The sequence below is a fragment of the Congregibacter variabilis genome, from assembly GCF_045689235.1.
Taxonomy (GTDB): Bacteria; Pseudomonadota; Gammaproteobacteria; order Pseudomonadales; family Halieaceae; genus Congregibacter; species Congregibacter variabilis.
On sequence record NZ_CP136864.1, the window covers coordinates 1,090,579 to 1,102,614 of the forward strand.

12 protein-coding genes are annotated in these 12,036 nt (G+C 53.4%); 2 read left to right on the forward strand and 10 right to left on the reverse strand.

Annotated elements, in window-relative coordinates:
- Nucleotides 1-45 precede the first annotated feature (45 nt).
- The 5 genes from R0135_RS04915 to R0135_RS04935 all read right to left on the reverse strand — a co-directional run bounded on the left by R0135_RS04915 (nt 46) and on the right by R0135_RS04935 (nt 4,430).
- Nucleotides 46-903 carry a type 1 glutamine amidotransferase domain-containing protein gene (locus R0135_RS04915; protein ID WP_407349137.1) on the reverse strand — a complete coding sequence of 286 codons (858 nt, stop codon included), beginning with the start codon at nt 901-903 and terminating at the stop codon, nt 46-48.
- Between the two features lie 78 nt (nt 904-981).
- Complete coding sequence (locus R0135_RS04920) at nt 982-2,655, reverse strand: sulfatase (RefSeq protein WP_407349138.1); 1,674 nt, start codon at nt 2,653-2,655, stop codon at nt 982-984.
- Between the two features lie 127 nt (nt 2,656-2,782).
- Nucleotides 2,783-3,355: a TetR/AcrR family transcriptional regulator gene (locus R0135_RS04925; protein ID WP_407349139.1), complete on the reverse strand. Its 573-nt coding sequence runs from the start codon at nt 3,353-3,355 to the stop codon at nt 2,783-2,785.
- Nucleotides 3,356-3,495: 140 nt separating this feature from the next.
- Complete coding sequence (locus R0135_RS04930) at nt 3,496-3,957, reverse strand: GNAT family N-acetyltransferase (RefSeq protein WP_407349140.1); 462 nt, start codon at nt 3,955-3,957, stop codon at nt 3,496-3,498.
- Between the two features lie 41 nt (nt 3,958-3,998).
- A complete protein-coding gene (locus R0135_RS04935; protein ID WP_407349141.1) occupies nt 3,999-4,430 on the reverse strand; it encodes a RidA family protein in 432 nt (143 codons plus the stop codon).
- A gap of 111 nt (nt 4,431-4,541) precedes the next feature.
- Here R0135_RS04935 and R0135_RS04940 point away from each other — a divergent pair, with 111 nt between their 5' ends.
- A complete protein-coding gene (locus R0135_RS04940) occupies nt 4,542-5,024 on the forward strand; it encodes a peptidylprolyl isomerase (RefSeq protein ID WP_407349142.1) in 483 nt (160 codons plus the stop codon).
- An 18-nt stretch (nt 5,025-5,042) separates the two neighbouring features.
- Here the strand turns inward: R0135_RS04940 and R0135_RS04945 are convergent, their stop codons facing one another.
- From R0135_RS04945 to R0135_RS04960, 4 genes are all read right to left on the reverse strand, one after another.
- Nucleotides 5,043-5,822: a transglutaminase family protein gene (locus tag R0135_RS04945; RefSeq protein WP_407349143.1), complete on the reverse strand. Its 780-nt coding sequence runs from the start codon at nt 5,820-5,822 to the stop codon at nt 5,043-5,045.
- Nucleotides 5,823-5,933: 111 nt separating this feature from the next.
- Nucleotides 5,934-7,712 carry a carboxylesterase/lipase family protein gene (locus tag R0135_RS04950; RefSeq protein ID WP_407349144.1) on the reverse strand — a complete coding sequence of 593 codons (1,779 nt, stop codon included), beginning with the start codon at nt 7,710-7,712 and terminating at the stop codon, nt 5,934-5,936.
- A complete protein-coding gene (locus R0135_RS04955) occupies nt 7,709-9,451 on the reverse strand; it encodes an isocitrate/isopropylmalate family dehydrogenase (RefSeq protein ID WP_407349145.1) in 1,743 nt (580 codons plus the stop codon). The genes R0135_RS04950 and R0135_RS04955 overlap by 4 nt, the downstream gene beginning before the upstream one ends.
- Before the next feature lie 163 nt (nt 9,452-9,614).
- Nucleotides 9,615-10,772, reverse strand: a complete 1,158-nt coding sequence (locus tag R0135_RS04960; RefSeq protein WP_407349146.1) for an iron-containing alcohol dehydrogenase — start codon at nt 10,770-10,772, stop codon at nt 9,615-9,617.
- Between the two features lie 206 nt (nt 10,773-10,978).
- Here R0135_RS04960 and R0135_RS04965 point away from each other — a divergent pair, with 206 nt between their 5' ends.
- Complete coding sequence (locus R0135_RS04965) at nt 10,979-11,527, forward strand: DUF2058 domain-containing protein (protein WP_407349147.1); 549 nt, start codon at nt 10,979-10,981, stop codon at nt 11,525-11,527.
- Between the two features lie 61 nt (nt 11,528-11,588).
- Here the strand turns inward: R0135_RS04965 and R0135_RS04970 are convergent, their stop codons facing one another.
- A complete protein-coding gene (locus R0135_RS04970) occupies nt 11,589-11,981 on the reverse strand; it encodes a VOC family protein (protein WP_407349148.1) in 393 nt (130 codons plus the stop codon).
- Between the last annotated feature and the right edge of the window lie 55 nt (nt 11,982-12,036).

Sequence of the window (12,036 nt, forward strand, 5' to 3'; positions counted from 1 at the left end):
CACAGCCTGCGCCCACTATTTCACAGTCACTAACTCACTCATTCACTACGTCCTATCTGCGATAATCGCCATCATTCTTTGCGCCGTTTCATGACCTGAATTCTGGTTCTGCCCCGTAACAAAACGCTGCTCATCATCAACCACCACATGGGTCGCAAAAAAGTCGCGAAAGGCGGTTTTACTCTCGTAGATAGCCCCAGCCTTTCGCAGCTCCGTCTCCGGATGCAAGGGTGTAATTGCAATACCGAGCTCTTCCACTTGCTTATCTGAAACCCCTGTCATTCGACGCCCTGCGATGAGGGTATTGCCTTGAAGATCCTTAGCATTGATCAATCCGAGAACACCGTGACATACACCCCCGATGACCGGCGTCTTCTGCGCGTAATACGCCTGGGATATTTTGTTTGCCAACACGCTTGAGTAGCCAAGATCATAAGCCGCTCCCCAACCCCCTGCCATAAAAATAATGTCATAGACAGTAAAGTCCACATCGTCTATGCGTAATGAATTCTTTACCTTGGCCTGTAAAATCGGATCCTGCAAAAACCGCTCGTCCTCGGGCGTCTTGATCATATACAGAAGGGTCTGAGGATCTACGGGAATCTCACCACCTTTCACACTTGCGACATCAACTCTCATACCCGCGTCCAAAAAGTTGTAGTACGGGTGCGTCATTTCTGAAGCCATCACCCCCGAGGGCTTTCCGTCGCTTTCGCCGGGAGCAGACAACACGCCGTGGCTCGTGGTGATCACCAGAGCACGTTTGGCAGAAGAAAGCTGTGCTGTTTCGCCAGTGTACTTGGGATGCAGACCTGCCTTGTGCAAAATAGTCGGCAGCGCCAAAGCAAATATGCCCGCCAGAACAGCTATCACTGCCAGGGCCGTCAAAAGCCTTTTATTCATTGAATGGTGATTCCTCTAATGGGATCTGAAAGGTGGTTCATCGCTTATGCGGATCCTCACAGGGCGTGACCCAAGTTATTAATTAGGCCAGTAAATGTACTCATCGCCCTCTTTGAAAGTCTCGGCTAGCGTCTTATCAACCGCTACCGGCAACTCTGCAACGAAGGGATACAATGGGGCTCTCGCTGATGCCTGATGTTTATCTAGCAGTGCCTCGAGTTCGGCCAATTTCTCGGGATGAGATCCAGCCAGGTTGCGCCACTCGCTGGGGTCGTCGGCCAAGTTGTAGAGCCAGTTTTTCGCAGGGCTCTCAGAGACCTGAAGTTTCCAGTCGCCATGACGCACTGCGCGGTAATAACCGCTTTGCCAAAACAGGGTTTCACGGGACCAACTTTCGGAGCCATCTCGCGTTGCAAGTGGCAAAAGACTCAACCCATCAATAGGCACGCCCGGAGGAGTATCGGCCTGTGCCGCAGCTGCAATGGTTGGCATCACATCAATATGCGCAACCGGCTTGTCCACCAAAGTTCCCCCAGAAATGCGCGCGGGCCATTTGACCAGCATTGGCACACGCAGGCCTCCCTCGAAGTTCGTTAGCTTCCATCCGCGATAAGGCGCATTAATCTCCGGTAGACCAACATATCCTGCTCCACCGTTGTCGCTGCTAAACACCAGCATCGTGTTTTCAGCCAGTCCCTGCTCTTCCAGTGTGGCCATTATTCGGCCAACGCTTCGATCCAGGGCACGAATCATAGCCGCATAGACCCGCAGACGATGTGGCTGAATATCGCCCACAGCGTCGTAGTCTTCTCGGGTTGCCTGCAAAGGTGTATGAGCGCCCCAGTGAGCAAGGTACAAAAAAAACGGACGGTTGCGGTTCGCTTTGATGACCTTGATCGACTCATCGGTCCAGTAGTCCGTGAGGTAGCCACCGGGCTCAAAACGATCATCACCTGCATTGTTGTATGAGGCCGCGTAGTTCAGCCGAGCCCACAAAAATTGGTCGATAGGATCAAAATCCAAGCGGGCATTGACTACATTAGGATCGTCTTCGGGTAAGTAGAGGCCGCTGGCCATCAACAGGCTCTCGTCAAAACCCTGATCATTGGGTCTGGAGCCCTCTGCCCTGCCTAGATGCCACTTACCAATATGCGCCGTGTGATAACCCTTTTCCCTAAGAACTTCCGCCACGGTAATCTCATCACCCGGCAGGCCCTGCAGCTCATAGGGCAGTGCCGCTTCGCTTGAGACTGCGTCAAAGCGTCCAGGCGGTAAGCCATTGCTCAAGCTGCGAGAGATCATTGAGACCATTGGCCCCATACCCGCCGGCGTTGGCGTAAATTCGAAGCCGGTACGGGTAGGGTAACGACCTGTCATTATCATGGCCCGCGAAGGCGCGCAGGTGGCGTTGCCCGCATAAGCCTGGGTAAAAATCGCCCCCTGGGCCGCAAGCTGATCAATATTAGGTGTTTGCACCCGGCCGCCCGCAACGCCACCACCGAAAGTAGAGATGTCGTTGATGCCCAGATCGTCAGCAAGGATCAGAATAATGTTGGGAGGACGTTCCGTCGCCGAATTCATCGGCACCGCCGGCCCCTGGTCCCAGGCGATAACGCGGTTTGCGCCCACCACATACTCCCCGCTGGATCTGTATTTCACCAGAGCCAACATCAGGTCGATGCGATTGATCCAGGCGACCACAACAGCGACGAGCACTACGCCGAAAAAGGTGATTACAGCTTTCTTTATCATGCGGACCACTCCTTTAAGAAGCCAGCACAGCTTGGGCATCTTGAACGAACCACTAATTGGCATAAATAATGCCATAAAAAGTGATGCCAGAGCAACCAGAGTGCAGAGGGTCAGCTTGCCAGGGACTCTACTGCTGCATTAAGCGTTCTACCATGTTCACAACGACCTCGATCGATTGCTTCTTGCTAAGGCCCTGCTGATTGCGCAGCCGGAGCCACATTTCGGCAGAAGCCACCGCATCAACAGCCTCGCGCTCAGCCGCGCCTAACTCTTTAAGCTCGGGCAGCCAATCCTTCAGATCCTTACGCAAATTACGCTGATAATGTGCGTATCGCTTACGGAGCATCTCGTAGCGCCAGCTCTGCGCAGCCGTAGTCAGGATGATATTCTTTTGGTCTTCATATCCAGCAGCTCGACGCTCCACCGCGTGCAAAACCCTCTCCGCCAGCGAACCATTACGATCACCGCCTACAAACAAGGCTTTCACGTGCTCTCGTCCCTCAGCATCAACCGCCTCAAACAAGGACTCCATGTCAGCGAAATGCCGGAAGAATGAACGGATTCCCACACCCGCTCGCTCGGAAATCTGCTGAGCCGTAGGCACCAACACGCCCTCCTCTATCAGTTCCAGGCTCGCACTAATAATCGCGTGACGGCTCCGCTCACTGCGCTTACGACGACCATCCGTGGAAGATTTCAAGGGAGCAAGCTTGTTTTTTTTAGCGCTCGTTTTCAAAAAGGCTCCGCTTAATGTACTGCATCAGAGTTCGCAATTTTAACATAGGCGTGCCGATGGATAGCGGTGAACTGTGTCGATGCATCTACATTCCAACATTACATTCAAGCCGAGAGATCCAACGACATAAACACGCTATGGGGGTCTTCTGTGTAATTCGCAAACGGGGCACAGTATCGAAAGCCAAAGCTTTTGTAGAGAACCCGCGCAGGCTCAAAAAACTCCATAGAGCCGGTCTCCAGGCTGACCCGCTGGTAACCACGAGAGACGGCCTCCTCCAACATATGACTCAGTAACTGCGAGGCCAAGCCCTGCCCCCTTCGCGCGGTAGACACGCGCATGGACTTTACTTCTGCATGGGCGTCATCAAGATACTTCAGTGCACCACAGGCGACTAAGACCTGCTCGTCCCACATAGACCAAAAAGAAACCTGAGGACTCTTCAATCCTGCCAAATCAAGAGCGTGCTTACTTTCCGGCGGCGACACCGATCGCATATCCTCAAGGTGTTCCTCGAGGAAAGCCTCAATCCTGGGATCTGACAAATCATCCAGTCTTATCTCCACTTACTTGCCACTCGCCTTAGCCACGAGACAGATGCGAATTGCTACGCACGTACTCGCGCCGTCACTTCGATCTCCAGTTTCATTTTCTCGTCCAGAAGCCCCGCTTCAAACATCGTTGCAGCAGGCCTCACCGCACCCAGGTACTTCTGTAGTACCGGCCAACAGGGCTCAAAATCATGCTTGTTGGGAAAAATGTAATGAACTCGTACAACGTCGTGTAAGCTGCTGCCAGCCTCTGCAAGTGCCTGTTCGATATTCATAAAACACTGCTCGGCCTGGACAAGGACATCGTCCGAAATGCTCATTGTCTGGTAATCGTAGCCGGTGGTACCCGATACGAAAACGTAATCGCCGTCAATTACGGCGCGGGAATAGCCTATCTTTGACTCAAATTCAGAGCCGCTGGAAACATAAGTCCGGCCCATATCGACCCCCGATGTCATTGCAAAATTTAGTGGCGGTTTGCTGCTCAATCATTTTGCACCATCGCGACACCTGAACAAAGCAGATGCGCTCAGCTACCGCTTGCTTGAAACGCTCTTTTCCACTCTAATCATTTTTTTACTATGGAACGACCGACCATCATGATCATCGAACGTGACACTGTAGTGACCTTTCACTACACCCTGCTCAGTGCAGAGAACGAGCAACTGGAGACATCCCAGGGCGGCGAGCCAAGCGTCTACCTTCACGGCGCAAACAACATAATGCCCGGCCTGGAACGAAGCATGGCCGGTAAAACCGAGGGCGATGTTTTTACAGTCAGTCTTGAGGCGGCGGACGCCTATGGCGAGCGCGACCCCCAGCGGCAGCAACGCATTCCGGTAAAGCACTTAATCCATAAAGGCCGGCTTCGCCCAGGCATGGTGGTACAGGTAAGTACGGAGCAAGGCCAACGCCCGGCGACCGTCATCAAAGTGGGGAAGTTCAGCGCTGACCTGGATACCAATCATCCACTTGCAGGGCAGAACTTAGTCTTTGATATAGAAATCATAGGAGTTAGAGAGGCTTCCAGCGAAGAAGTCGCGCATCGGCATGTTCATGGGCCGGGCGGGCACCAGCACTGAGGCTTCGCTTAACCGCACTCACTCATTCACGGTGACTCGCACCGATTGATTCTGGAACATGATGGGTCCAAAACTCGAAAGGAACGACACTTCGGCGGCGTCCAGCCCGACACCAATGCGCGCTATTTGATTAGAGGCTGCCATTCCCGTGGCATCGACCAGATGCCAGGTATTATCCAGATACACCTCTGCAACCGCATGAAAGTCCTGTGGAGTGACATAAGGCGCATAGGCACTGACGAAGCGAGCAGGGATAGAGGAAGCTCGCGCTAGTGCGATGAGAACATGGGCGAAGTCACGACACACCCCCTGACGATGCACAAAGGTATCTACCGCCGTGGTCTGGCCATTACTCGCCTCCGAGGAATAGCGAAAATTCTCGAAGATCCAATCGCGGATCCGCACAATGCGTTCACCACCACCACTATCCCCAAATTCCGATTCCACAAAACTTTGCAGTTCATCGGATTGGCAATAGCGCGACGGCATAAGATAACGAAGGGCATCATTGGGAAGCCTATGGGGAGCCACTGCACAGAGCGGTTGAATATCTAACAAGGGGCGATCGATATCGATGCAGGCCTTGTAGTGACACTCAAAGTCTTTATTAATGTGCAAAAGTCGGCGCTCTCCAAACCGTTCTTCACCCAGAACAGACGAGCTGTACAGAGAATCGCTTAACAGCACTTCTTCGCTGATGACTCGCTGGTCAGCAAAGCTGGGCACGGTAATTTGCAGAATAATATCTGTCTCGGCCTGTACAGCGTAGTGCAAGTGAACAGCGATCTGGAGTATCACGGGGAGCCTTCCTTGTCAGGTATACCTTAACGGCCATGAGTATGGCGTTAATTGGCCCCTACAGCGAATAATGTTTGTCCTGACTTGATCGCCCCCGCAGACACCAGGGCCTCAGAACAAATCCGGCGACCCATACTCTTCGGTTAGGGCTTCACGCACCGCCGCCTTCTCCCTGGGGACGTCCAGCGATGCACAGCGACCATCCTGCCATTGTTGGTAGTCGCCATAAGCTGCATCCCCAACCGTCGTGACCAACTCCCACACGAGCATACATGTCTCTGTATCACTGAGCCTTGAGGGGGTACTGGCAACTTCGCTGAGCAAACCATCCAGACCCGGGCTATCCGTTACGATTCTCGGTTCATCTTCGCCCGAATCAAGCACCATAACGTCAGGAGTTCCTGAAGCAAACTTCGGCCAGGAAATACCCTTTACGCTACCCGGAGAACCGATCCGCGCGAACTGCCCCCAAGCGGCCATCATGATATCGGTCATCGCCTGAGCAGAACTTGTATCCGGGTACATATACTCCCCTACGGATCCATACATGGGCGCGCCCATAACAAAGGCGATTTCGCTGGCGTGCGCCGCACCAAGAACCTTCGAAAACGGTACAAACCAATTGTCGGCCTGCTCATCCCAGTCAAACCGATAAGCATAGAGATCCTGGTAGCCTGCGGACTCCAGGCTTAGCAGCGGCGCATCCACGCCTCGCGCCTTCCAGCCACGCCCTCGCTGACTGATCCAGTACTTGAACAACTCGGGATCACGCACCCGAATTTTTGGCGGCAAGACTCCAAACAATGAATTGGCGTCAACAAAATAGCGACTCAAGCCCAGCCATAAGCTCACCTCATCGCGGTTTGATCCTGCCATTACGGGCACGTTTTTAGCGTAGCGTGCGTCTCCCAGCGCGGCAATCAAGCCTTCCCGGGGGATCACCTGCCCGTCATTGACGATCAACGGCTCGGCATGATCTTTATAAATCGCAAAATACTCGCCAAGTAGCACTTCAGCTGAGGTGGCACGTAGCTCCTCTGAGGTAACGCTCGCGTTATCCATACCCAAGTTGGCCACAACTTCCCAGGAGCCCCGGCTAAGCTGCGGGTACTCTTTTTCTTCGTTATATGCCTGCTGTCGCGAGTAGCTTTGTAAGGTCGGTGACTGGGCAATAGCCTTGTGGAACAAACCCTCGGACAGAGGCGACGCAAGCATGCTGTAGACATTACGTCCTCCAGCGCTCTCTCCAAAGATAGTCACGTTGTCAGGGTCACCACCAAAGGTCGCAATATTGCGCTGGGTCCACTCAAGTGCAGCGATGATATCCAGGGTCCCATAATTACCACTGGCATCAAGGTCTTCGGCAGACTCCTTCAATGCAGGATGCGTAAACCACCCCAGGGGTCCCAAACGATAATTAATGGTAACCACCACAACTTTTTCTTTTGCGGCCAATGCAGAAAAATCATAGGTTCCTTTGTGACCTGAGGTGTTTGCCCCGCCGTGAATCCAAAACATCACGGGATAGCTTTGATTGCCGTAGTCAATGGGGGCCGTCACATCCAGGTAGAGGCAATCCTCGCTGCCGATAATACCTCCGGTGACGATCCCCGAGGTTTCCCCCGCCTCCTGGGGACACAAGATGGGACTTTTTGCGGCGCTTATCCTTTCTTCACTAACCGCCAGGCGCTGCGGCGCTCGCCAACGCAAGTCAGCTTCCGGCGGCTGAGCGTAGGGAATATCCAGCCAGCGCACCACCGGATGCTCACTGGCAACTCCAATAACACTTCCGCTTTCAGTAGATAGCTGCGTATGGACCAATTCCTGCGCAGGAGGCACAGAGCAGCCAATCAGCGTCGCCGCCAAAAGACTTAAGAACAGCGTTTTCATGAGATCGTCAGATTTCCTTCGATGGCATCGAGAAAGCCGTACATATCTACGACCGTTTCCGACTCGGGAGTCAGGGTTTTACCCTTGAGATCACCGGTGATGGTGCACTGAGCGACAGTTTCTATAAGCGCGGCTTTGAGAGCCTCTGCGTATGTAGCCAAGGGCTCGTTGCTCTCTCGCCGAGCGAGCTCTTCTAACGCGTTTGCCACCGCAAAGATCAACGCCGAGGAATTAAAATTGGCTTCTTTACCGTCGGTTTCAAGATATCGAAGATAAAGATCGTGAGCCGTGCCATGGGGCGCCTCAAACAGCAAAGTGCCGTCTTTGCTTTTTATCACAGAGCTGGCCGTAGCCAGACTGCCGCCGAGCGCTGCGGAGATATCCGAAAAAATATCGCCGTCGAGGTTCTGTGCTGGATACAAGCCCCAGCGTGGTGGATCACAGATCATTTTACTGAGCTGTCGCGATGGACGCATAATCATGAACGATGGTGGAGGCGTATCCAGCGCGGCAAGCTCTTTACGAATCTCAAGAATAATTGAGCTGTAGACCTCATCGTAGTTCACGAATTCGCGCTTCAGTCCAAAGTACACTTCTTTTTTGTAAAGAGCCGCGTCACGGAACACCTGCGTGACCCAGTCCTTGATCGACTCACGATCGTTAGACATAAACAGTATGGGGTCGTTACTTTTGACGGTCCGGGCGTGCTTTTCTTCTCCATCCATAATCACTTTGATGATGCCGTCTTCCGGCGCAGGCGTGTTGTAACTGCCGTACTGATCACCGCCGCCAGCGCTCATTCTGGATATGGAGACATTGGCTTTGCGCTCCGGGAGTCCGTAATGCTTCAGCTGCTGAACAAGCTTATACAGCTTCATGCCACTAACATTGTCAGGCACACCCCATAGCGCACGCTGGGGAGGATTGGAGACAATACGGGCAGCCTGCGCGTCGATAAGCTCGTAGTGATACTTCAGACCGGCAGCTTCGACTTTGTCGCGATAGTCGCTAGCGTAAATCTCCTCGATGGCGGCGCGCATTACGCCATCGTATCCCGGCACCACTGTATCCTTCAGTCCCAAATAGATGTCACGCTTTTCATCAAGGGCACGCTGAAAAAATCGATGCGCCCAGGCTTTGACATCATCCAGGTCGTTGGTAGCCAACATCCAGGGGTCACCCTTTTTCAGGGTGCGACGATGCAGTTCTACGGGATCACCACTACTACCCACAAACATGACTTTTGCAACACCCGTGGCATCAGACAGTTCGCTGTAGCTGAAATCCAGCCCGCCACTCTCCATGGTGTCCACTTCGATATCGCGATTTACCCAGTCAGGACGGACGCTGGTGAGATTGCGAAACTCAATGTCTTCGCGAGTGATGTTGCCGCCAATACCCTTTCGGATGGCGCCGTTAGGTGATTTAGTCGCAAGCTTATCGAGCTGGGCTTCTTGCACCTGCGGAAACTTAGCCAGCATTTCGTCAAGCTGACTGCGATTCACCGTCATACCCGCGTTCTTTATGCCGATGCCGTGCTCCTTGAGCGCATCAATGGCCTCAAGAACCACCTGGCCATTGCTGGTGAGACGTTGCTCCGCGGACAAATCCACTTCAACCAGCTCAATATCCAGGCGAGACTTCACGAACTGCTCCAGAATTCGCTCAAAAGCGATCTGAGCCATCTCGTCACCGTGCAGAATTACCAGGGGTTTTTCGACTTTTATCCTATCGCCCACGTTCAAGCTCCCATTGGCAGGATGAGCGCGACAAATCATCGCGCACAAAAGCGCAATTCTAAGCCATGGCTGCTACCCGACACCACTTACTGCTGACGCTTTAAACCAATATATGACCCAAAGTAGCCCCTGACTGGCGTGGACTGCGATTCTCCGGGGCTATTCACCAGAGTTTTGCGTAGATTTCAACAATTTCGCCTTTGCTGGGCACCCGAGGATTGTTGCCCGGCGAGCCCGAGGCCAAAGCCTGTTCGGCCATAAGCTCCATATTCCCTAGAAAATGTTCCCGATCAATACCGAACTCCTCTGGTGTAGGAACACTCAACTCACTGTTCAGTGCGTAGAGCTCGCTCATCAGCTTGCGGTTCGCCGCATCGTCATCATCTGCTGGCTCAGCGACGCCCATAGCGCGGGCACAGTCTGCATAACGTTTCTGGCAGGATGGGATTGAAAACTCCGTGACCGCAGGCAATAGCATAGCGTTCGATAGCCCGTGTGGGACATGATAAAAAGCACCGATAGGCCGACTCATACCGTGCACCAAAGCTACCGACGCGTTAGAAAACGCGACGCCCGCCAGGGTAGAGCCCAGCATCATGGCCTCCCGCGCCTCGCGATCACTTCCGTCGTGAAACACACGGCGCAGCTTTGGCCCCAAAAGTCGCATGGCAGCGATGGCCTGGGTATCGCTGTAGGGGCTCGCTTTTTTACTGACATAGGCCTCCATGGCATGAGTGAGCGCGTCGATCCCCGTATCCGCTGTAGTACGCGGCGGCAGACTGAGTGTCAGCTCGTAATCCACCAGAGCGACAGTAGGCATAAAGGCACTGCCAGAGCAGAGCATTTTTTCGTCGTTGGATTCGTCTGTGATAATCGTAAAACGAGTCGCCTCCGAGCCTGTTCCAGCGGTTGTCGGAATGGCAATGATGGGAAGCCCTGGTTCGCTAACCAGACGCGGAAACTTATAGTCCCGCATCACACCGCCGTATTTCCCCAAGATACCAATGGCCTTGGCACTATCGATGGGACTACCACCACCCAGGGCGATGATGCAGTCGTAGTTCCCCTCGCGCACCGCAGTTACCCCCGCCTCGATAGAGCCCACGGTAGGTTCAGGCACCGTGTCATCAAAAACATCTGATGCTATAGCCTGCTCCCGCAGGCTTTCCTGAATCCGTGCAACGTAACCCAACTCGACCATCATCTTATCTGTGACGATGAGCGGCCTCTGGCATTCCAGGTCTTTGACCACTGTGCCCACCATCTGACTGGCTCCGGCGCCAACCTGAAGTACGCGAGGAAGAATAATCTGTGCGGACATTCCTATTCCCTTCTCTGCTGATGCATGAGCGATTGCCCGGACCTCCTGAGGGAGGACGGGCGACGAAGACCGCAATATTACTCTTTCATCGGTCACTGTGATGCTGCGTACTTTGATTATTTGTAAAACACCGCTACTGACGGTATTTTCGCTCCTGCGTTGCCGCGATCAGCCTTTTTGCAGCGCGCCCTCTCAAGGAGATAGTTATGGCTGGATCTCTCCAGGATCAGCTGCTCAACGCAGGTTTGAGCGACGCCAAAAAAGCAAAAAAACTCGATAAAGAAAAGCGCAAGAAACAGCGGACGGCGCATAAGTCCCGCACCGAGGTAGTGGATGAGGTAAAGCTGGCAGCACAGCAGGCTCGCGATGAAAAAATCGCCCGGGACAAACAGCTCAATGAGGCTCGAAATGCCCAAGCCCAGCGCAAAGCCATCGAAGCGCAGATCGTACAGTTAATCGAAAACAACAAGTTAGATCGCCGCGGAGGCGAGATTGGCTTCAACTTTAGCTACGAGCAAAAAATCAAGAAACTCTATGTCACAAGCCTGCAACAAAAGCTGTTAGCCGCCGGCAAGGTTGCCATTGCCCAGATCGCGGATCACTTCGAGATCATCCCTGCTGAGGTCGCCCATAAAATCGCGGAACGCGACGCTCAGCGTGTAATCTTCTGCGCGCAAGATACGGGAGATGCTTTAGAGGGAGAAGAACGCGACTGGTACAAAGACTACGAGATCCCCGACGATCTCATGTGGTGACTAAAAGCCCGCGGGAAGCGCAGCAGGCGCTGCTGCGAATCCCACGACTGATAAGCAGGACTCAGGCTGGGCGATGAATGCCGCAGATCTTGTGGCCATCAGGGTCCAGGAAATAGCACAAATGCATGACACCCATAGTGCCATCGCGCGGGCCAGGAGGGTCTTCTACCGCCGTGGCGCCATTGGCGATAGCAACCTCGTGGAGCTCTACCACCTGCTCCGGAGAGTTGCACAGAAAACCGATAGTTGAACCATTAGCGGTAGTTACGGGCTGACCATTAATCGGTTCGCTAATCCCGAAAGTCGTGCCGTCATGGATATAAAACAGACGCTTTTGTCCTGTCCCATTGGTGTGCTCAATAGGATCTCCAGCGCCCAACACGCCAAGCACCGCGTTATAGAAGCTTTTTGTTGCCTCAATATCACTTGACCCGATCATTAGGTGATTCAGCATTTCTCTTTTCCTTTAATAGTTGCAGAACAAGGCGCGCAAACAATTCCCTGTCTGG